Consider the following 19447-nt stretch of genomic DNA (forward strand, 5'->3'; position numbering starts at 1 on the left):
ACGCCGATCACCGCGAATCTCCGCTCGTCAGCCTTGCGTCGAGGCGACCGGATCCCCCGCGACCCAGTCCGCGAGGCGCGCGGCATCGGGCTCCAGCGCGACCGCCAGGCCGCCGGTGAAATCCAGCAGGGCCTGCAAGTTCAGAGGGTTGACGCCGACCAGCACGTCGGCCCCGGCATCCAGCGCCTCGGCGATCAGCGGGCGGAAGCCGCGGCCCGCTGCTTCCTGCTTGCCGAACTTGTTGACGATCAGAAGGTCGGCACCGCGCTTCAGGTGCATCTCCGTCACGGATACCGCGCGCTCCAGCCCCTCGGCGTCCAGCCGGCAGCCCCGCGCCTCGCGACCTAGCGACTGGCTGATGCGAATCACTGGTCCGTCGGGCAGCACCACCGCGTCCATGTCGCAGCGCGCGCAGCCGGGGCGGTCGGAATTGACCTGCACGATCCCCGCGACGCGCCGTCCCGACGCGATCGCGCGCCGTGCCGTGTCGTGGAGCAGCGGGTCGAGTTCGCCGCGCCCGCGGGTCATCGTGTAGGCCAGTCTCATGGCGTCAGCGTTCCCATGGCCGGGGTCGCCTGACAAGGCTTGACGCTCCGGCGCCCCGGCTCCACCCATGTCCCATGACCGAAGGCTTCCCGCTGATCGAGCCGCTGGGGACGGAGGCGCTGCTCGTGCGCTTCGCAGACCGGCTGGACGACGCCGCGAACCGGGCCTGCACGGCCTTCCGTGCGGCGCTGGAGGCGCGGGGGCTGCCGGGCATGGCCGAGACCGCGTCGTCTCTCGGATCGGTGCTGGTGCGCGTCGAGGGCTCGCCGGACGCGCTGCGCGGCGCGCTGGAGGACCTGCTGGGCGAGGCGGACTGGGCGGCCGTGCCGCCGCCGCCGCACAAGCTCTGGCAGATCCCGTGCAGCTATGGGGGCGCGGACGGCCCGCAGCTGGACGAGACCGCGGGGATGGCGGGGCTGAGCCCGGCGCAGGCCGTCGAGGCCCTGTCGGAGGCGCGGGTGCGCGTGCTCGCGCTCGGCTTCGCGCCCGGGATGCCCTATCTCGGCATCCTGCCCGAATGCTGGAACCTGCCGCGCCAGACCGGGCTGACGCCGAAGGTGCCCGAGGGGGCGCTTGTGCTGGCGGTGCGGCAGTTCGTGCTGTTCGGCACCGAGGCGCCGACCGGCTGGCGCCAGGTCGGACGGACGCTGTTTGGCTGTCTGGAGGTCTCCCGCCCTGCGCCCATCGCGCTGACGCCCGGGGACGAGGTCCGCTTCGTCCCGGTCTCGCCCGAGGCCCTGCGCGAGGGCGCCGCCGCCGATCCTCACCGCCATGGCGGGGCGCGGTGGGAGGAAGTTTCGTGAGCGGCGCGCTGGAGATCCTTTCCTGCGGGCCGCTGGTGACGGTGCAGGACGACGGCCGGCCCGGTTGGCTGGCGCAGGGCCTCGCCCGCGGCGGGGCCGCCGACAGGCGCGCCCGCGCCGAGGCGGCGGCGCTGCTGGGCGGCGATCCTGGCGCCGGGATCGAGAGCCCGGGCAGCCCGCTGCGCCTGCGTCTGCACGCCGAGGCGACGCTGGCCTTCACCGGGGCCGAAATGCGCGTCGAGGCCGAGGGACGCGCCGTCCCGTGGCACGCGTCGCTGTCCTTTCCCGCCGGGACGGTGCTGGACCTGCGGCCGACGGCGAAGGGCAGCTACGCCTACATCCATGTCGCGGGCGGCCTGCGCACCGCGCCGGTGCTCGGCGCCCGCGCGGCGCATCTGATCGCAGGGCTCGGTCGGGCGCTGGCCGCGGGCGACACGCTCCCCTTCGAGCCGTCGCGCCACGCCGCGCGGCGCCTGAGCCGGCGCCCAGACGGGTTCGACGGCGGAACGCTGCGCGTCGTGCCCACACCGCAGACCCGGCTCTTCCCCGATGAGGAACTCGCGCGCTTCGCCGAGACGGTCTTCACGCGCGACCCGCGCGGCAACCGGCAGGGCGTCCGGTTGGCCTCGGAGGGGGCGGGATTCCAGACCGAGGGGCAGCTCAGCCTGCTGTCGGATTTCGTCCTGCCCGGGGACCTGCAGATGACCGGCGACGGGACGCCCTACATCCTCGGCCCCGAATGCCAGACGACCGGCGGCTATCCCCGCATCGCGAGCGTCATTCCCGCCGACCTGCCGCGCGCGATGCAGGCGCCGCCGGGGGCCCGGGTCCGCTTCGAGTTCGTCACCGTCGAGGAGGCGCGTGCCGCGCCGCCGGACAGGCCGCAGACCGAGCCGCTGACCCGCGCGCCCGGCGACGATCCCGATCTGCTGACGCGGCAGCTGATCGGGGGGGTGATCTCGGCCCGCGTGGAGGAGCCGCAATGAAGGTCGATCTGAACGCCGACATGGGCGAGGGCTTCGGCGACTGGCCGATGGGCGACGACGCCACCCTGCTGGAGCTGGTGACCTCGGCCAACGTCGCCTGCGGCGCCCATGCGGGCGACTGGGACGTGATGGCCCGGACGATGGCGCAGGCCCGCGACCGGGGCGTGGGCATCGGCGCGCATCCGGGCTTTCCGGACCTGCAGGGCTTCGGCCGGCGGCGGATGGAGATGCCGGCCGGGAGCCTCGCCAACCTGATCGTCTGGCAGTTCGGCGCCGCCCGCGGGATGGCGACGGCGCTCGGCACTCAGGTCCGGCACTTCAAGCTGCACGGCGCCCTGTCGAACATGACCTGCGAGAACGAGGCAATGGCCCGCACTGCCTACGAGGCGGCGCTGCGGGTCGATCCCGGCGTGATCCTGCTGGTCCTCGCGGGAACGGTGCAGGAGAAGGTCGCCCGCGACCTCGGCGCCCGCTGGGCCGGAGAGATTTTCGCCGACCGGGCCTACGAGGACGACGCCACGCTGGTCAGGCGTGGCACGCCCGGCGCCATGATCCACGACCCGGAGGAGGCGGCGGCGCGCATGGTCCGCTTCGTCAGGGACGGGGCGATCCACGTCCGTTCCGGCAAAGCGATCCCGGCAGCCTGCGATTCGATCTGCCTGCATGGCGACGGGCCCGAGGCGGTGGCCATTGCCCGCGCCGTGCGCGCCGCGCTGGAGGCGGAGGGCGTGACGCTCGCCCCGATGGAGGGACGGTCCTAGGTCGTCGCGACTTCCTCGGCGAGCGCCGCCACCGTCAGCCCGCAGGAGAAGAGCGCAGCCAGCCTGGCCTGCCCCGACGCAGCCAGCCAGGAATGTCTGCGCAAGACGAGTTTCGGCGCTGCGCCTAGCTCCCGACGAAGATCTTTCAGATCGACATCCCGGAGCCCAAGGCGCTCAACGACAAGCTCCGGAAGGCGATCTATGCCGAGCGGGACCGGGACCGGAAGGGCATTTCCCGGTCGAACCTGCCGCAACTCGGCGGCTGGCACAGCCACAACAATCTGCACAAGAACGAGGAGTACAAGGATCTCGTCGCCCATGTGAACACGGCGGGCGAGAAGATCACAGAGGATCTCGGATATTCGACCGACCACGCGCTCCGGATCGGGACGATGTGGTCGATCGTCAACCCGCCCGGCAGCGCCAACCGCGCCCACGTTCACCCGTCCTGTCTGCTGTCGGGGGTCCGGGGAGACGCGCCCCACGGGCATTGGCGCACGCAGGCTTTCGTCGCCGCACTGCGCCAGGATGCGCTGAGCGCGCCCTGCGTCTTCGATGGACCGATCAGCGCGCAGGCCTTCCTCGCCTAGGTCGAGCGCTTGCTCGTCTCAACGCTTCGGCCCGGCGACGTGGTCGTGCTCGACAACCTCAGCTCCCATAAGGGCGCCGCCGTGCGGCCGGCCGTCGAGACCGCAGGAGCGCGGCTGTGGTTCCTGCCCCACTACAGTCCCGACCTGAACCCCCTCGAATATGCCTTCGCATAGGTGAAGCATTGGCTGCGCCATGCTCAGGCTAGGACCGCTGAGGATCTAGAGCGCCTAACAGAACCGCCTGATCTGGTTCATGCAAACGATGGCCGTGGCGAGTTTGGTGAGAGCCGTATGGATGTCGGATCGGCGCTCGTAGCGGGTGGCGAGCCTTCGGAACTGGTCGATCCATGCGAAGGTGCGCTCGACCAGCCAGCGGTGGCGGCCGAGCTTGGCCGATGTGTCGACGCCACGGCGCGCGATGCGCGGGGCGATCGAACGGGCGCGGCATTCCCGGCGGCACCGGCGATGGTCGCAGGCCTTGTCCATTGCCCGGCAGGGCATCGCGCAGCGATGTCCCGAGAGGGGGCATGGAGCTTTCCGGGCCGCTTGCGCGGGCGGCCCCGCTTGCCCGACCGCACCCTCGGCACGGCGTCCAAGGTGGGGGCGAGCGCCATGCTGTCATGGCGGTTCGCGCCCGTGATCGTCAGGCCGAGCGGGGTGCCGCGTGCGTCGGTGACCGCGTGGCGCTTCGTGCCCGGCTTGCCCCCTGTCGGTCGGGTTCGACCTCGTCGCGGCGCCCCCCTTTTGGCGGCGATGGACTGGCTGTCGAGCGCAGCCCGGATCCAGTCCAGCTCGCCCGCCCGATCAAGGCGCTCCAGCAGCGTCCGGTGCAACCGATCCCAGACCCCAGCCTGCTGCCAGTCCCGCAGCCGTCGCCAACAGGTCATGCCCGAGCACCCGAACACCTCCCGCGGCAGCATCTCCCACGCCATGCCGGTCCGCAGCACGAACACGATCCCCCGTAGCGCGGCGCGATCCGGCACCCTCGGTCTACCACCCTTCGGCCTCGCTGGCTCCTCGGGCAGCAACGGCTCCACAGCCGCCCACATCTCGTCGCTCACAAGTTCATGTCTCATGGAGACCGAATCCGCGAGACGATGATCGGTTTCGTTAGGCGCTCTTACTCCGCACCGTCGCCACCATCATCGACCGCTTCCCGCCAGACGAATGCCGAAACTACGTCGACAACGTCGGGTACTGATCAATGCTGACGTGACATGCTTTAGCGCAGTCGCGGGGGCGCGTCCGGATCGCGGGTGGGCCTGGATTTTTCCTGTTCCGGCAGGTCGATACGCAGCCCGTGGCGGGCGAGGGCGGCGGCGACGGGGTGGGCGGCGCGCAGGAAGGCGACGTCGAGCTGGCCGGCTTCGAGCCCCGAGAAGATCAGCGCCTCGGAGACGGCGCGGGCGAGGTCGTCTTCGGCGCCGGGCACCGCGTCGATGAAGGCCAGAACGTGCCCGCGGGAGCCGTCGTCGAAGATCGCCCGGGCCAGGTAGCCGGTCCGCGCGAGGCCGGCCGCGAGCGGCAGCTTGGCGTCGAGCGCCGTCAGCAGCGCGTCGGGCAGGGCGCCGGGCGGGGCGATCTCCTTCAGGGCGCGCTCGGCCACCGCGGGGGCGGTGCCGGTCATCTCGGCCAGCCAGGAGATCGCTTGGGGATCAATCATTTGGGCCGAGGGCGCGTCCTCCAGGTTGAGGCCCAGCCCCAGCCCCTCGGCGGCCAGCAGCGCGGCGAGGCGCCGTCCCGAAAGCGTCGCGGTGGGGGCGCCGCCGGCGAAGGACTCCAGCCGTTCGGGCAGGTCGAAGGCGAGGGCGTAGCGCGTGCCGTCGACGTCGAAGAGGCGCGGGGAGACGGTCTCTCCCTCGGCGGCGTCGAGCAGGAGGTGGAGCTCGGCTTCGGCCAGACGGCCGAGAAAGGCGAGGCGGTCGGCGTCGGCGCCGGTCTCCTCGGCGCGGAGATGGGCGGTGTCGAGGGGGGTCAAACCCATGGGTGATCCGTGGGTGATCTGCGGGTGATCCGCGTCGGACGTCATGCCAGCGCCTCGCGGATGGCGGTGCGGAGCGCGGGCAGCGTCTCGGCCTCGAACCAGGGGTGCTTTCGGAGCCAGGCGGTGTTGCGCCAGGACGGGTGCGGCAGGCACCAGATGCGGGGCGCGCGCGCGCGCCAGTCGCGGACGCGGTCGGTGACGCGGCCGGGGCCAAGGTGCCACGCCTGCGCCGCGCCGCCGACCAGCAGCGTCACGGGCACGTCGCCTGCATGGGCCAGCGCCTTCTCGCGCCAGAGCCGGGCGCAGACCTTCGGGGGCGGGATGTCGCCGCCCGCCTTGTCGTAGCCCGGGAAGCAGAAGCCCATCGGCACGATGGCGACGCGGCGGCGGTCCCAGAATGTCTCGTCGTCGACCTGCATCCATTCCCGCAGGCGCACGCCCGAGGGATCGTCGAAGGGCTTGCCCGAGACATGGGCGCGCAGGCCCGGCGCCTGGCTGGCGATCAGGATGCGTGCGCCGGGCGCGAACCAGACCACGGGAGCGGGTTCATGCGCCGTCTCGGTGGCGGCGAAGCGGTCGGCGCAGTGCCGGCAGGCGCGGATCTCGTCGGTGAGGGCCATCGCGGGGCAGATAGGGTGCCCCGCGGCCGGGCGCCAGTCAGGTTGCGGCGCTCAGTTCGTCCGGATGGACGATGACGCTGGCGCCGTGGCGCAGCGCGTCCTCGGCGGCCCTGCGCGCCGGGCCCGGGTCCAGCGCGTCCGGGCCGGAGGGGAAGGCGGTGCTCTGGACGATCTCCAGGTCGTGCCAGCCGCGCGCCCGCGTCTCGCGGGCGAGCACCTCCTGCGCTTCCTCCAGCCCGCCGCGGGCGGCGGTGAAGGCGACGAGGGCGTGACATGCCCCCGGTCGGTAGGGCGCCGGATCGCCCGCCACGGCGCGGCCGAGGAAGCAATAGAGATCGGGAGGGGTCTGCGGCATGAAAGCTCCGCTCAATGTGTCAGCATCAGGGCGAGGCTAGGGCGGGAAGCGGAGGAAGCCACGCCGGAACCGGTCAACAGTCTGGTGACGCATCGGGTCCGACGAGCCGCAGCCGGACGCATGGGCGCCGCGAGCGGGCGTCGCGATGCCGACGAGGCCCGTCCGGCGAAGGGGGCTTGCGCGTCACGGTCATACGCGGGACCGGGAGCGCCGGGCGACTCGACCGGACCGGGCTGCCGGGCCCCGGCACCGGGCCGGTTCGCCGGGGGCAGGAGCGACGCGCTGGCCGGCGGGGCCGGGGAGGACATCCTGCATGGCAGGAAGCCCCCGAAGATTTCCCGGTCCGCCCCCGTTCAGACCCGTTGACAGGCCAGTGCGACTTTCCTATCTGCCGGTCGTTGTCACTCTCCATGGGTGAGTGCCAACAGGGAGCAACCAATTTAGCTGAGAGGCCCTGACATGGCTTTCACACCGCTGCACGACCGCGTCCTGGTTCGCCGCGTCGAGTCCGACGCGAAGACCAAGGGCGGTCTGATCATCCCCGACACCGCCAAGGAAAAGCCCGCCGAGGGCGAGGTCATCGCCGTGGGCGAGGGCGCGCGCAAGGACTCGGGCGAGCTGATCGCGCCGTCGGTGAAGTCCGGCGACCGCATCCTGTTCGGCAAGTGGTCCGGCACCGAAGTGACGATCGACGGCGAAGAGCTGCTGATCATGAAGGAGTCCGACATCCTGGGCATCATCGGCGACGCCGCTGCCGCCAAGGCCGCCTGACTGCCCCGGTTCGTCTGAACTTCGACCCGCAACCCACTCTTATCTAGGAGAATATCATGGCCGCCAAGGACGTGAAATTCAACAGCGACGCACGCAATCGCATGCTCAAGGGCGTGAACATCCTGGCCGACGCCGTCAAGGTGACGCTGGGCCCCAAGGGCCGCAACGTCGTGCTCGACAAGTCGTTCGGCTCGCCGCGCATCACCAAGGACGGCGTTTCCGTCGCCAAGGAGATCGAGCTCGAGGACAAGTTCGAGAACATGGGCGCGCAAATGGTCAAGGAAGTGGCCCAGCGCACCAATGACGAGGCGGGCGACGGTACCACCACCGCGACCGTTCTGGCCCAGGCCATCGTCAAGGAAGGCATGAAGTCCGTCGCCGCCGGCATGAACCCGATGGACCTCAAGCGCGGCATCGACATGGCCACCGCCAAGGTCGTCGAGGCCATCAAGGCCGCCGCCCGTGACGTGACCGACAGCGACGAAGTCGCCCAGGTCGGCACCATCTCCGCCAATGGCGAGAAGGAAATCGGCCGTCAGATCGCGGACGCGATGCAGAAGGTCGGCAACGAGGGCGTCATCACCGTCGAGGAGAACAAGGGCCTCGAGACCGAGACCGACGTCGTCGAGGGCATGCAGTTCGACCGCGGCTACCTGTCGCCCTACTTCGTGACCAACCCCGACAAGATGACTACCGAGCTGGAGGATGCGATCATCCTGCTGCACGAGAAGAAGCTCTCGTCGCTGCAGCCGATGGTTCCGCTGCTCGAGCAGGTGATCCAGTCGCAGAAGCCGCTGCTGATCATCGCCGAGGACGTGGAAGGCGAGGCCTTGGCCACGCTGGTCGTCAACAAGCTGCGCGGTGGCCTGAAGATCGCCGCCGTCAAGGCGCCGGGCTTCGGTGACCGTCGCAAGGCCATGCTGCAGGACATCGCGATCCTGACCGGCGGCCAGGTGATCTCGGACGACCTCGGCATGAAGCTCGAGAACGTCACGATCGACATGCTGGGCTCTGCCAAGCGCGTCTCGATCACCAAGGACGAGACCACAATCGTTGACGGTCACGGCGAGAAGGCCGAGATCGAGGCCCGCGTCGCCCAGATCCGCACGCAGATCGAGGAGACCACCTCGGACTACGACCGCGAGAAGCTGCAGGAGCGGGTTGCCAAGCTGGCCGGCGGTGTCGCCGTCATCCGCGTCGGCGGCATGACCGAGACCGAGGTCAAGGAGCGCAAGGACCGCGTCGACGACGCGCTGAACGCGACCCGCGCGGCCGTTCAGGAAGGTGTCGTCGTGGGCGGCGGTGTCGCCCTGATCCAGGCGGGCAAGTCGCTCGACGGTCTGGCCGGCGACAACAACGACCAGAACGTCGGCATCTCGATCGTGCGCAAGGCTCTCGAAGCCCCGCTGCGCCAGATCGCCGAGAACGCGGGCGTCGACGGTTCCGTGGTCGCGGGCAAGATCCGCGAGAGCACCGACCTGTCCTTCGGCTTCAATGCGCAGACCGAGGAATATGGCGACATGTTCAAGTTCGGCGTCATCGACCCGGCCAAGGTGGTGCGTCACGCGCTGCAGGACGCGGCCTCGATCGCCGGCCTGCTGATCACGACCGAAGCCATGGTCGCCGACAAGCCGCAGAAAGAGAATGCGGGCGGCGGCATGCCCGACATGGGCGGCATGGGCGGCATGATGTAAGCCCATCTGCCAGATGGAAAAAACGCGAGGGGCCCTGTCGGGCCCCTCGTCGCGTTCGGGGGTCCCGGAACGGGGCGTGGCCGGAACATTCGCAGGGGCGCGACGTTTGCCCGACTCTACCATGAGGAGAGTAAGAATGACCCACGACACCCATAGCCTCGTCGCCGCCGCCGATGTCTCGGGCACCGCCGTCTACGGCGCGGACGACAGCCGGGTCGGCACGATCGACCGCGTGATGATCGACAAGATCTCGGGCAAGGTCGCCTATGCCGTCATGAGCTTCGGCGGCGTGCTGGGCATCGGGGGCGACGAGCGTCCCGTGCCCTGGAACACGCTGACCTATGATACCGGGCTCGGCGGCTTCAAGACGTCCATCACCGAGCAGCAACTGCGCGACGCGCCCCAGGCCGAGACCGGCTGGGAGGCCAATCGCGACTGGCACGACCGCACCTATGCCGCCTACGGCACGGTGCCTCACTACATCTGACGCGACCGGGTGCCGGGCGCCGCCGCGTGGGCGCCCGGCACCCGCCTTCCCGGCCCCGGGGACGACGTGGGGCGTTCCCGTGACGGAGGGAACGGCTGCAGCAGTCGTCGCGCGTCGCCGCCTCCGCCAGGCGAGAGGGCCGAACGGCGAGCGGATCGGCATGTATCGTGTCTGGGACTTCGTCACCGACTAGTCGATCCTGCAGATCCTTGGCGCTGGTATCGCTCTGATCTGGGCGAATCTCGACGCCCGTTCCTATTATTGCCTCGTCGAGTACCCGCTCTGGTTCAACGACACGATGGGCATCTCCGCCGAGAAATGGATCAGGGCGCGGGGCGAGGACGCCGTCGCCTTCGGCGCGGCGGTATCTCGATCGTCATGGGCAAGCTGACGCGGGTGGAGAAGGTCCCGGCCTGACGGCCGGACCGTTTCCGGAACGGGACGAATTCAGGGTAAAAATGCGGTGCCGATGCGGTCCGACCGTGACGGCGTCCAACAATTTGCCGGATTAACCTGTTACCCTGTCGGTGTAGGGTCCCCGTTGGGCCTGGCCTGCAGGTAGCGATTCGCCCCGATGATCGAGTTCGACGACGTCTCCAAGTCCTTCTGGACCGGCAAGCAGCGCAAGGTCATCCTCGACCGGGCATCCTTCCGGGTCGAGCGCGGGCGGTCGGTCGGCATCCTGGCGCCGAACGGCACCGGCAAGACGACCATCATCAACATGATGGCCGGGCTGGAGAAGCCCGACGAGGGCGAGGTCCGGCGCACCTGCCGCGTCTCCTTCCCGCTGGGCTTCATGGGCGGCATCCTGCCCAAGAACACGGCGACCGAGAACGCGCGCTACATCGCGCAGCTCTACGGGCTGGATCCCGACTACGTCGAGGCGTTCTGCCGCTGGCTCTGCGACATCCAGGAATATTTCGACATGCCCGTCGGCACCTACAGCCAGGGCATGCGCGCGCGCTTCGCCTTTGCGCTGATGCTGGCGCTGGAATTCGACATCTACCTCATCGACGAGGGCATGCCGTCCACCACCGATGCCGGCTTCAACAAGCGCGCGGGCTCGATCCTGCGCGAGCGGCTGGCGGATGCGACCGTCGTCATCGTGAGCCACCAGCCCCGCACGCTGGAGCGGTTCGCGACCACGGCGGCCGTGCTGCGCGACGGCAAGCTGTACCAGTTCGACACGCTCGACGAAGCCCGGAGGCTTTACGAATATGATGCCTAAAGCCCTGAAATACCGCATCCGCCCGGATACCTCCTTCGCGCCGCAGGGGGTGACGATCCCGCCGGACGCGACCCCCCCGCCCGAGCCGACGGTGCTGGCCCCGGCGGCCAACGACCCGCATCCCGCCCCCGAAACCGAGGAGGTGACGGGCCGCCAGCTGCGCATGGCGCGGCGGATCGCGCAGAAGCACGGGCTCGAGGTGAGTTCCGATCAGGAGGCGGTGGAGGCGTTGCGCGCCCGCGGCATCGACCCCTTCTCGCGCGAGAACATGCTGCAGCTGATCCCGGGGCAGGGCGGCGGGGCGCAGGTCCCCGCGCTGGCGCCCGAGCCGCCGCTTCCGGCCGAGCCGAAGCCCGTGACGCTGGACGGCGACCGCCGCGCCTCGGAGATCGTGAAGATCCAGCGCGACATCGCCCGGCGCCGCAAGCGGCGGCTGGCGCTGCTGGGGCTGCGGCTGGCCTTCTTCGTGGGCCTGCCGACGCTGATCGCGGGGGTCTACTACTACGCGCTGGCGACGCCGATGTATGCCACCAAGTCCGAATTCGTGATCCAGCAGGCCGACATCGCCTCGGCCGGGGGCGCGGGGCTGGGCGGGCTGTTCTCGGGGACCGGGTTCGCCACCCAGACCGACAGCATCGCCGTGCAGGGCTATCTGCTGTCGCGGGAGGCGTTCCAGCGGCTCGACGCGGAGCTGGGATTCTCGGCGCATTTCGCGGACCCGAGTATCGATGCGTTGCAGCGGCTGGATGCGGACAGCACCCAGCAGGACGCCTACGAGCTCTACCAGCGGATGGTCGAGATCGGCTACGACCCGACCGAGGGCGTCATCAAGATGGAGGTGGTCGCCGCCGATCCCCAGATCAGCGCCCAGTTCAGCCATGCCCTGATCGGCTATGCCGAGGAGCAGGTCGACCAGCTCACCAGCCGGCTGCGCGCCGACCAGATGGAGGGCGCGATCGAGAGCTTCGAGGCCGCCGAGGCGCGCATGCTGGCCGCGCAGGCCCGCGTCGTCGACCTACAGGAGCAGCTGGGCGTCGTCTCGGCGGATGCGGAACTGTCGAACCGCTATTCCCAGATCTCGGCCATCGAGACGGAGCTTCGGGCCGAGCGGCTGGACCTCGACCAGCTGCGCGCCAACGCGCGCCCCAACGCGAGCCGCGTCGAGATTGCGGAGCGCAACATCGCGACGCTGGAAGCGGAGCTGGCGGAGTTGCGCGCCGGGCTGACCGAGGGGCTCAACGCCGATGTCAGCCTCGCCCGCGTCACCGCCGAGCTGGGCGTGGCGCAGATGGACCTGCAGACCCGGCAGCTGCTGCTGCAGCAGGCCGCCCAGCAGCAGGAGACGGCGCGGATCGAGGCGAACCGGCAGGTGCGCTATCTGTCGACGCCGGTGGCCCCGCTCGCGCCCGACGAGGCGACCTATCCGCGGTCCTTCGAGAACACGCTGCTGGCCTTCCTGATCTTCTCGGGCATCTACCTCATGGTCTCGCTCACCGCCGCGATCCTGCGGGAGCAGGTCAGCGGCTGACGACGCCCCGGGACCGCGCCGCCGCGGTCCCGGGGATGGCCGTGTCGGGCGGCCGGGGTTTGACTTCTTCCGTCGGCGGGTCAGGTCGAAGCCCCGCCGACGGAGACATGCCATGACCCATCTGCCGCGACTTCTGCTGCTGCTCTGCGCGCTGGCCCTGCCTGCCCAGGCGCAGGAGCAGGGGCAGCCCTCGGGCACCATCGAGACCGAGCAGGAGGTCGGCGGCGACGCCGCCATCGAGCGGCGGATCGAGCGCATCCTGGCCGAGCTGAACGGGTACGAGGGCGTCGCGGTCGATGTGCGCGAGGGGATCGTTACCTTCTCGGGTGCCGTGCTGGAGCCCGAGGCCATTGCCCGCCTGGATGAGCTCGCCTCGCGCGTGAACGGGGTCGTGGCGATCGAGAACGAAGTCGTCGAGGATACCGACGTCGCCCGCCGGCTCAACCCCGTGCTCGACCGGTTCCGCGCGCGGCTGGTGCAGGCGGTGGCCTATCTGCCGCTTCTGGCGGTGGCGATCGTTGCGGGGCTTGCCGTCGTCGCCCTGGGCATCCTGCTGGCCCGGTGGGAGGCGCCGTGGCGCAGGCTCGCGCCCAACGCCTTCATCGGCGAGATCTATCGCGTCGTCCTGCGGCTGGCCTTCGTGCTGGCCGGGGTGGTGGTCGCGCTCGACATCCTGAACGCGACCGCCGTGCTGACCGGCCTTCTGGGCGCGGCGGGGATCGTGGGCCTCGCCGTCGGCTTCGCGGTGCGCGACACGGTCGAGAACTTCATCGCCTCGGTCATGCTGTCGCTGCGCCAGCCGTTCCGGCCGCACGACTTCGTGGATATCGACGGGACGCTGGGCACCGTCATCCGCCTGACCAGCCGCGCGACGATCCTGCTCGACCCGGACGGGAACCATGTGCGCCTGTCGAACGCCTTCGTCTTCAAGGCGAAGATCATCAACTACACCCGCAACGACACGCGCCGTTTCGGCTTTGCCCTGGGCATCGACCCGGCCGACGACCTGGCCGAGGCGCGACGGATCGGGCTGGAGACGCTGCGGGCGCTCGACTTCGTGCTGGCCGACCCGGCGCCCGCCGTCTGGGTGAAGGAGGCGGGGGATTCGACCGTCACGATGGAGTTCTTCGCCTGGATCAACCAGCGTGAGACCGACTTCATGGTGTCGAAGGGCGAAGCGCTGCGCCTCGTCATGGCGGCGCTGACCCGCGCCGGGATCGGCCTGCCGGAGCCGTCCTACCGACTGAACCTCGGCGGCGGCGGGCTGCCGGTCATCGGCCTGCCGGACAGTGCCAAGCCGGCCGAGTCGATGGTGATCTCCGAGGACGAGCCCCCGCCCGAGCAGAAGCCGCTGCCGCTGCCCGGGGCGCAGGACGTCGCCGCCGACCCGACCATCGGGCGCATGGTCGAGGAGGAGCGCAAGACCACGGCACAGCGGGACCTGCTGAGCCCGGCGGCCCCGGAGGAATGAGGATGCGCCTCCGCGCCGGCTGTGCTTCCGTCGCGCCATGATCCTGCAGGCCGCGCTTCCCCACACGCCCTGGGCCGACCCGGCCCTGTCCCGGCTGCCCGGCCTGCGCCCGGTCGAGGGGCCGTGGATCGTGGTCGACGACGCCTATGGCGCGCAGATGGCCGAGAAGGCCCGTCTGATGGCGCAGCGCCGGGCCGCGGTGATGCAGGTGCTGCCCGGCGCCGGCGATGCCCTTGCGGAGCTGTTGGAGACGGTGCTGCGCGACCTGCCCGCAAATTTCGCGCGGCGGGGCGGCGGGGTGGTCTGCCCCGACGGGCGGGAGGTCGCGACGGACGGGGCGCCGCTCGAGGTGATCGGGCAACTGATCCAGGAGGACGTGCTGCTGCTGCGCAAGCAGGGGGCGGAGCATGTGCTGATCGCCGGGCTGCTGTGTTTCCCCGCCTCCTGGACGCTGGCCGAGAAGATCGGGCGGCCGCTGACGGCGATCCACGGCCCGGTGCCGGTCTACGATGCGGGGCTTGCGGCGCGAGTGCAGCGGCTCTTCGACCTGGCCCGGCCGGGGCAGCCGGTCTGGCGGGCGAACGCGCTGGCCTATGCGGAGGCGGCGCTGTTCCATCCCCGGACCGAGGCGGCGCCGCGTGTCGACGCGGTCCCCCGCTTCCTGCGCTCGGAGCGGCAGACGATCCTCTCCCTGCCACGGAGCGATGCGGCGGTCTTCGCCGTCCATACCTGGGTCGTGCCCTTCGAGCGGCTGACGGAGGCGCAGCGGGCGGGGTGCCCGGGGCTGTGAGGGGCGCGCCTCAAGGCGCGGCGAAATGCTTCGAGAGCTTCAGCCCTTGGCCCTGGTAGTTCGACGCGATCCCGGCGCCGTAAAGGAGGTCGGGCGTCTCGGACATCGCCTCGTAGACGAGTCGACCGACGATCTGGCCATGCTCCAGCACGAAGGGGGCCTCGTGGCAGCGGACCTCCAGCACGCCGCGGGCGGGCGTCTCGTAGCCGAAGCCGGGATCGAAGAAGCCGGCGTAGTGGACGCGGAACTCTCCGACCATGGCGAGATAGGGGGCCATCTCGGCGGCATGCGTCGGCGGGATCGTCACCGCCTCGCGACTCACCAGGATGTAGAACGCGCCGGGGTCCAGCACGATGCGGCGGCTGTCGGTGCGGATCGCCTCCCAGAAGTCGCGGGGCGCGTAGTGGCCGATACGGTCGAGGTCGATCACCCCGGAATGCGGCTTGGCCCGCCAGCCGACGAGATCGCCCTCGCCAGGGGCGAGATCGACGGAAAAGCCGAGCCCGTCGTCGATGACCGCCGGGCCATCGACCAGGGGCGTCCTCGCATGGAGCGCCCGCAAGGCATCGTCGTCGAGCCGTGCCTCGCCCGCGCGGAAGCGGATCTGGTTGAGGCGCATGCCGGGGCGGACCAGGACCGAGAAGCTGCGCGGGCAGATCTCGGCATAGAGCGGGCCGCGATAGCCGGGCGCGATGCGGTCGAACTCGGTCCCGCCATCGGTGACGGTGCGGGTCAGCAGGTCGAGCCGCCCGGTCGAGGACTTGGCGTTGGCCACCGCCGAGAGGCCGGGAGGCAGGGCGAGGCTCTCCTGCAGGGGGACGAGGTAGACGGCGCCCTTTTCCAGCACGGCGCCGTTCGTCAGGTCGATCTCGTGCATGTGGAAGTCGGGCAGCCGGTCCATGAGCCTGGCCCGGCCCGGCAGGAAGGAGGCGCGGACGCGGTAGGCGACGTGGCCGAGGCGAAGGTCGAGCGAGGCGGGCTGGACCTGGCCCGGCACCAGGTCGGGCGCGCGGATGGCGCCGTCGGCGATCAGGGCCTCGATCTGCTGGCTGGCGAGGACGCCCTTCGGGTAAGTCATCGCGGGCCTCGCGTTGCGCCGGAGGGGGCCAAGTCAGGACGGAAGGGCCGTGCTGCGCGCCGTCGGGGCGTCCGCGGGGCGGTTTCGATTGCCGGCAGCGTCTGGCGGCCCAAACGCCGGACGCCCCGGACCGTCAGGGCCGGGGCGTCCGAAGTTGCCCCTTGCAGGGCCAATGCTTTGGTCGGGCTAGCAGGACTCGAACCTGCGACCTTCCGTCCCCCAGACGGACGCGCTACCAGGCTGCGCCATAGCCCGACTTGGGGCCCTACATACGGCCCCCGGCGCCGGGCGCAAGCGCGAATTGGGTGGCTCGCGGAGGTCAGTTCGAGGCCTCGTCGGCGAGGTCCTCGGCGATCTCCTCGGCCAGGGCGCGGTAGCGGCGGACGATGCGGCGCAGACGCTTGCGCTCCGCCACGGAGAGGGCGCCGGCGCCCCGGGCCAGCGCGCGGGCGCGGGCGAGCGGGTCGATCGTGGCGGCATCTGCCGGGGCGGGGGCCTCGGGCGGGGGCGGAGAGGCGTCCGAAGGGGGCGCGTCGGCCGGGTCGCCCGGCAGCGGATCGCTCGATGGCTCGGGCACGGGGGCGATCCGGTCCGACGGGTCGGCTGGGTCGGCGCCGGGCTCTTCGGGCGGGAGGTCCGGCAGGGGGTCGCCGGAGGGCATGTCATCGGGCAGCGGGGCCGGAGGCTCGACCAGCGGCTCGCCCGGATCGGGGGCGCCGTCGGGCAGTTCGGGCTCGTCCGGCTGGGCGGGCAGGGTCTCGTCCGGCGGCGTGGCGGGGTCCTTGGCGATGGCCGTCGCGGCCTCGGCCGGGGGCCGGGCCAGCGCGGTCTCCATTCGGTCGGCGCGGGGGTCGTCCTTCGGTGGCTCGGGCCTGGACTTCGCCTCGTCCGCCGGTTTCGGGGGGGTGTCGTCGCCCTTGCGGATGACGCGGCGCATGCGCTGCGGCGGGGCGGGATCGCCCGACTCGAGCGCGGGCGAGAGGTCCCTGATCGTCTCGACGCCCGATTCCTCGATCCGCTGCGACACCGCGCGGATCGTCAGCCCGTCGTCGTGCAGCATGACCTTGATCCCGCCCAGAAGGCGCATGTCCTCGGGCCGGTAGTAGCGCCGGCCGCCCGCGCCCTTGACGGGCGCGATCTGGTCGAACTTCGATTCCCAGAAGCGCAGGACATGCGTCGGCACGCCCAGCCAGTCCGCGACCTCTCGAATGGTGCGGAAGGCCTCGCCTGACTTCTCGGGTGGCCGGGTCAAGGTCAGGCCTTGGCCTTGTTGCCTTCGACCACGCGGTCCTTCATCAGATGGGACGGACGGAAGGTGAGGACCCGGCGCGGCGGGATCGGCGCTTCCTCGCCGGTCTTGGGGTTGCGGCCGACGCGGGCGGACTTGTCGCGCGTCGAGAACGTGCCGAAGCCCGAGATCTTCACCTGCTCGCCCGCGACCAGCGCGTCGGAGACGTGCTGAAGGACCGACGCCACCAGCGCCGCGCTCTCGTTCCGGCTGAGCCCCACCTCTCGGAACACGGCTTCGCTCAGGTCCATTCGCGTCATCGTCTTGCCGGCCATTTCGTACTCCCGTTCGATTCAGACCAACCGCACCCGCGCCCCATGTTGCCCCGCAGCAAAGGAGTGTCAATGCCGAGGGTTAGCAGCCGAAGTTCACGCGGGCAGACAAAGGGGGAACGCGGGGAAACCCGCCTACCAGCGCAGCAGCACCGCGCCCCAGGCGAGCCCGCCGCCGATCGCCTCGGTCACGGTCAGGTCGCCGCGCTTCAGCTGCCCGCGCGCTTGCGCGACGGACATCGCCAGCGGAATCGAGGCGGCCGAGGTATTGCCGTGGTCCTGCACGGTCACGACGATCTTCTCCATCGGCAGGCCGAGCTTGGCGGCGGTGCGGCTGATGATGCGGATGTTGGCCTGGTGCGGGACGACGCGGTCGATCTGGTCCCGGGTCACGCCGCCCTTCTCCATCACGCTGAGGGTCGCGGCGGCGAGCTTGTCGACGGCGTGGCGGAAGACCTCTTTCCCGGCCATCATCAGGTGGCCCGTGGTCTGGGAAGACGACACGCCGCCAGACACTTGCAGGATGTCCCGGTAGCGGCCGTCGGATTGCAGGTCGGTCGCGAGGATGCCGCGATCGGCCGAGGTCCCGTCGCCTTCGCCCGCCTCGAGCACCACCGCGCCGGCGCCGTCGCCGAAGAGGACGCAGGTCGCGCGGTCCTCCCAGTTCATGATCCGGCTGAAGGTCTCGGCGCCGATGACCAGCACCCGCTCGGCCTGGCCGGACAGGATCATGCCGTTGGCATTGGCCAGCGCATAGACGAAGCCTGCGCAGACGGCCTGCACGTCGAAGGCGAAGCCCCGGGTCATGCCCAGCTTCTGCTGCACGATGGTCGCCGTGGCCGGGAAGGTCAGGTCGGGGGTCGAGGTCGCCAGCACGATGGCGTCGATGTCGTCCGGCTTGAGCCCGGCATCGTCGAGCGCGGCGCGCGCGGCGGCGGTGGCGAGGTCGGAAGTCGTCTCCCCCTCGGCGGCGAAATGGCGCCGCTCGATCCCGGAGCGGGAGCGGATCCACTCGTCGGAGGTGTCGAGGAAGGTCGCGAACCAGTCGTTGGGGACGATTCGGGCGGGCAGGTAGTGTCCCACGCCGCTGACGATGGCGCGCTTCATTCGCCGGCCTCCATGGAGCGGCTCGTCGAGGCGATCCGCGTCTTGAGCCGCTCGGAAAACCCGGAGCGGGACAGGTTCCAGGCCAGTTCCACCGCGGCGGCGACCCCGGTCTCGTCGGCGGAACCGTGGGACTTCACGACCGTCCCGTTGAGCCCGAGGAAGACGCCGCCATTGACGCGGCGCGGGTCGATCCGCTTCGACAGCCGCTTGAGCGAGGTCATCGCCAGCAGCGCGGCGATCTTGGAAAGGGGCGTGGCGCGGAACGCCTCGCCGAGCATGTCGCGGACGAAGCGGGCGGTGCCCTCGCCGGTCTTGAGCGCGACATTGCCGGTGAAGCCGTCGGTGACGATCACGTCGGCGCGGTCGCCGGGGATGTCGCCGCCCTCGACGAAGCCGACGAAGGCGAAGCCGTTCGGCTCGGCCTGGGCCTCGATCAGGTCATGCGCCTCCTTCAGCTCGGCGCGGCCCTTCGTCTCTTCGGTGCCGACGTTGAGCAGGCCGATGCGCGGCCGGGCCAGACCCAGGCCGTTGCGGGCATAGGACATGCCCATCAGCGCGTATTGCAGCAGGTCGTCCGGATCGGCGCGGATATCGGCGCCCACGTCCAGCATCACGTTGAAGCCCGACGGGTTGCGCGATGGCCAGAGGATCGCGATGGCTGGCCGCTGCACGCCCGGCAGCTTGCGCAGCCGGATCATGGAGACCGCCATCAGCGCGCCGGTATTCCCGCAGGAGACGCAGACATCGGCCTCGCCGGAGCGGACCGATTCCACCGCCGACCACATCGAGCTGTCCTTGCCGGTGCGCACGACCTGGCTGGGCTTGTCGTCCATGCGGACGACGCCGTCGGCATGGCGGATCGTGACATGACCAGACAGCTCCCGCCGCCTGGACAGCAGCGAGGTCAGCGTGGCCTTGTCGCCATGGACGACGAAGCGCATCGCGGGGGTCTTCGTGACAGCGCGGGCGAGGCCCGCGATCACCGCTTCGGGCCCGTGGTCGCCGCCCATCGCGTCGATGGACAGCAGACCGGCCGCGGCCCGGGTGCCTGCTTCGGTCGTGTCCCCGTCAGCTGGCATGAAACCCAG

The 19447-nt window shown here is 70.7% G+C and carries 19 protein-coding genes, 1 tRNA gene and 2 pseudogenes; 11 read left to right on the forward strand and 11 right to left on the reverse strand.

All coding sequences use genetic code 11. The annotated features are described in order from the left end of the window. Window positions 1-27: 27 nt before the first annotated feature. Window positions 28-546 (reverse strand): DUF2478 domain-containing protein, encoded by a 519-nt coding sequence (locus DR046_RS03785; RefSeq protein WP_115380122.1) that lies wholly within the window; start codon window positions 544-546, stop codon window positions 28-30. Window positions 547-620: 74 nt separating this feature from the next. Between DR046_RS03785 and DR046_RS03790 the strand changes: the two genes are divergently transcribed. The 4 genes and pseudogenes from DR046_RS03790 to DR046_RS24800 all read left to right on the forward strand — a co-directional run. Then, complete coding sequence (locus DR046_RS03790) at window positions 621-1349, forward strand: 5-oxoprolinase subunit B family protein (RefSeq protein ID WP_115380124.1); 729 nt, start codon at window positions 621-623, stop codon at window positions 1347-1349. Continuing rightward, the gene (locus tag DR046_RS03795) at window positions 1346-2335 is read left to right on the forward strand and encodes a 5-oxoprolinase subunit C family protein (RefSeq protein ID WP_115380126.1); all 990 of its coding nucleotides are present in this window, start codon (window positions 1346-1348) and stop codon (window positions 2333-2335) included. The genes DR046_RS03790 and DR046_RS03795 overlap by 4 nt, the downstream gene beginning before the upstream one ends. Next, on the forward strand, window positions 2332-3096 hold the full coding sequence (locus DR046_RS03800; protein ID WP_115380128.1) for a LamB/YcsF family protein: 765 nt from the start codon (window positions 2332-2334) through the stop codon (window positions 3094-3096). Before DR046_RS03795 ends, DR046_RS03800 begins: the two co-directional genes overlap by 4 nt. Window positions 3097-3227: 131 nt before the next feature. After that, window positions 3228-3857 (forward strand): annotated as a pseudogene (locus DR046_RS24800) (TIGR02466 family protein); the annotation flags it as partial. A 57-nt stretch (window positions 3858-3914) separates the two neighbouring features. Here DR046_RS24800 and DR046_RS03820 read toward each other — a convergent pair. The 4 genes and pseudogenes from DR046_RS03820 to DR046_RS03835 form a co-directional block, all read right to left on the reverse strand. Continuing rightward, window positions 3915-4762 (reverse strand): annotated as a pseudogene (locus DR046_RS03820) (IS5 family transposase). A gap of 146 nt (window positions 4763-4908) precedes the next feature. Further along, the gene (locus DR046_RS03825) at window positions 4909-5670 is read right to left on the reverse strand and encodes an SseB family protein (protein WP_115380136.1); all 762 of its coding nucleotides are present in this window, start codon (window positions 5668-5670) and stop codon (window positions 4909-4911) included. Window positions 5671-5711: 41 nt separating this feature from the next. Further along, window positions 5712-6290 (reverse strand): uracil-DNA glycosylase family protein, encoded by a 579-nt coding sequence (locus DR046_RS03830; protein ID WP_115380138.1) that lies wholly within the window; start codon window positions 6288-6290, stop codon window positions 5712-5714. 37 nt (window positions 6291-6327) lie between these two features. Next, the gene (locus tag DR046_RS03835) at window positions 6328-6645 is read right to left on the reverse strand and encodes a hypothetical protein (protein WP_115380140.1); all 318 of its coding nucleotides are present in this window, start codon (window positions 6643-6645) and stop codon (window positions 6328-6330) included. A 459-nt stretch (window positions 6646-7104) separates the two neighbouring features. Here DR046_RS03835 and DR046_RS03840 point away from each other — a divergent pair, with 459 nt between their 5' ends. The 7 genes from DR046_RS03840 (at window position 7105) to DR046_RS03870 (ending at window position 14614) form a co-directional block, all read left to right on the forward strand. Then, window positions 7105-7416, forward strand: coding sequence for a co-chaperone GroES (locus DR046_RS03840; protein ID WP_115380142.1), 312 nt, complete (start codon window positions 7105-7107; stop codon window positions 7414-7416). Between the two features lie 56 nt (window positions 7417-7472). Further along, entirely contained in the window at window positions 7473-9110 is a 1638-nt protein-coding gene (gene groL, locus DR046_RS03845) for a chaperonin GroEL (RefSeq protein WP_115380144.1), read from the forward strand. A gap of 136 nt (window positions 9111-9246) precedes the next feature. Further along, window positions 9247-9597 carry a PRC-barrel domain-containing protein gene (locus DR046_RS03850; RefSeq protein ID WP_115380146.1) on the forward strand — a complete coding sequence of 117 codons (351 nt, stop codon included), beginning with the start codon at window positions 9247-9249 and terminating at the stop codon, window positions 9595-9597. Window positions 9598-10171: 574 nt separating this feature from the next. After that, a complete protein-coding gene (locus tag DR046_RS03855; protein ID WP_115380148.1) occupies window positions 10172-10825 on the forward strand; it encodes an ABC transporter ATP-binding protein in 654 nt (217 codons plus the stop codon). Then, the gene (locus DR046_RS03860; RefSeq protein ID WP_245190799.1) at window positions 10818-12353 is read left to right on the forward strand and encodes a KpsE/RkpR family capsule polysaccharide export protein; all 1536 of its coding nucleotides are present in this window, start codon (window positions 10818-10820) and stop codon (window positions 12351-12353) included. Before DR046_RS03855 ends, DR046_RS03860 begins: the two co-directional genes overlap by 8 nt. A 112-nt stretch (window positions 12354-12465) precedes the next feature. Then, window positions 12466-13824 carry a mechanosensitive ion channel domain-containing protein gene (locus DR046_RS03865; RefSeq protein ID WP_115380152.1) on the forward strand — a complete coding sequence of 453 codons (1359 nt, stop codon included), beginning with the start codon at window positions 12466-12468 and terminating at the stop codon, window positions 13822-13824. A 37-nt stretch (window positions 13825-13861) separates the two neighbouring features. Further along, window positions 13862-14614: a heme-dependent oxidative N-demethylase family protein gene (locus DR046_RS03870; protein WP_115380154.1), complete on the forward strand. Its 753-nt coding sequence runs from the start codon at window positions 13862-13864 to the stop codon at window positions 14612-14614. A 10-nt stretch (window positions 14615-14624) separates the two neighbouring features. Here the strand turns inward: DR046_RS03870 and DR046_RS03875 are convergent, their stop codons facing one another. The 6 genes from DR046_RS03875 to plsX form a co-directional block, all read right to left on the reverse strand. Then, complete coding sequence (locus tag DR046_RS03875) at window positions 14625-15692, reverse strand: 2'-deoxycytidine 5'-triphosphate deaminase (protein WP_115380156.1); 1068 nt, start codon at window positions 15690-15692, stop codon at window positions 14625-14627. A gap of 178 nt (window positions 15693-15870) precedes the next feature. Continuing rightward, window positions 15871-15947 (reverse strand) — tRNA-Pro (locus DR046_RS03880). Between the two features lie 64 nt (window positions 15948-16011). Beyond that, window positions 16012-16944: a MerR family transcriptional regulator gene (locus tag DR046_RS03885; protein WP_115380158.1), complete on the reverse strand. Its 933-nt coding sequence runs from the start codon at window positions 16942-16944 to the stop codon at window positions 16012-16014. A 2-nt stretch (window positions 16945-16946) separates the two neighbouring features. Beyond that, a complete protein-coding gene (ihfA, locus tag DR046_RS03890) occupies window positions 16947-17255 on the reverse strand; it encodes an integration host factor subunit alpha (RefSeq protein WP_115380160.1) in 309 nt (102 codons plus the stop codon). A gap of 132 nt (window positions 17256-17387) precedes the next feature. Then, complete coding sequence (locus DR046_RS03895) at window positions 17388-18359, reverse strand: beta-ketoacyl-ACP synthase III (protein ID WP_115380162.1); 972 nt, start codon at window positions 18357-18359, stop codon at window positions 17388-17390. Further along, window positions 18356-19438, reverse strand: a complete 1083-nt coding sequence (gene plsX / locus DR046_RS03900) for a phosphate acyltransferase PlsX (RefSeq protein ID WP_115380164.1) — start codon at window positions 19436-19438, stop codon at window positions 18356-18358. Before plsX ends, DR046_RS03895 begins: the two co-directional genes overlap by 4 nt. Window positions 19439-19447 lie beyond the last annotated feature (9 nt).

Source organism: Jannaschia formosa, assembly GCF_003340555.1.
GTDB lineage: Bacteria > Pseudomonadota > Alphaproteobacteria > Rhodobacterales > Rhodobacteraceae > Jannaschia > Jannaschia formosa.

Bases quoted from the DNA above. Each gene is read 5' to 3' on its own strand.
- DR046_RS03785 (WP_115380122.1), bottom strand. From the start codon at position 546: ATGAGACTGGCCTACACGATGACCCGCGGGCGCGGCGAACTCGACCCG.
- DR046_RS03790 (WP_115380124.1), top strand. From the start codon at position 621: ATGACCGAAGGCTTCCCGCTGATCGAGCCGCTGGGGACGGAGGCGCTG.
- DR046_RS03800 (WP_115380128.1), top strand. From the start codon at position 2,332: ATGAAGGTCGATCTGAACGCCGACATGGGCGAGGGCTTCGGCGACTGG.
- DR046_RS03825 (WP_115380136.1), bottom strand. From the start codon at position 5,670: ATGGGTTTGACCCCCCTCGACACCGCCCATCTCCGCGCCGAGGAGACC.
- DR046_RS03830 (WP_115380138.1), bottom strand. From the start codon at position 6,290: ATGGCCCTCACCGACGAGATCCGCGCCTGCCGGCACTGCGCCGACCGC.
- DR046_RS03835 (WP_115380140.1), bottom strand. From the start codon at position 6,645: ATGCCGCAGACCCCTCCCGATCTCTATTGCTTCCTCGGCCGCGCCGTG.
- DR046_RS03840 (WP_115380142.1), top strand. From the start codon at position 7,105: ATGGCTTTCACACCGCTGCACGACCGCGTCCTGGTTCGCCGCGTCGAG.
- groL (WP_115380144.1), top strand. From the start codon at position 7,473: ATGGCCGCCAAGGACGTGAAATTCAACAGCGACGCACGCAATCGCATG.
- DR046_RS03850 (WP_115380146.1), top strand. From the start codon at position 9,247: ATGACCCACGACACCCATAGCCTCGTCGCCGCCGCCGATGTCTCGGGC.
- DR046_RS03855 (WP_115380148.1), top strand. From the start codon at position 10,172: ATGATCGAGTTCGACGACGTCTCCAAGTCCTTCTGGACCGGCAAGCAG.
- DR046_RS03860 (WP_245190799.1), top strand. From the start codon at position 10,818: ATGCCTAAAGCCCTGAAATACCGCATCCGCCCGGATACCTCCTTCGCG.
- DR046_RS03865 (WP_115380152.1), top strand. From the start codon at position 12,466: ATGACCCATCTGCCGCGACTTCTGCTGCTGCTCTGCGCGCTGGCCCTG.
- DR046_RS03870 (WP_115380154.1), top strand. From the start codon at position 13,862: ATGATCCTGCAGGCCGCGCTTCCCCACACGCCCTGGGCCGACCCGGCC.
- DR046_RS03875 (WP_115380156.1), bottom strand. From the start codon at position 15,692: ATGACTTACCCGAAGGGCGTCCTCGCCAGCCAGCAGATCGAGGCCCTG.
- ihfA (WP_115380160.1), bottom strand. From the start codon at position 17,255: ATGGCCGGCAAGACGATGACGCGAATGGACCTGAGCGAAGCCGTGTTC.
- DR046_RS03895 (WP_115380162.1), bottom strand. From the start codon at position 18,359: ATGAAGCGCGCCATCGTCAGCGGCGTGGGACACTACCTGCCCGCCCGA.
- plsX (WP_115380164.1), bottom strand. From the start codon at position 19,438: ATGCCAGCTGACGGGGACACGACCGAAGCAGGCACCCGGGCCGCGGCC.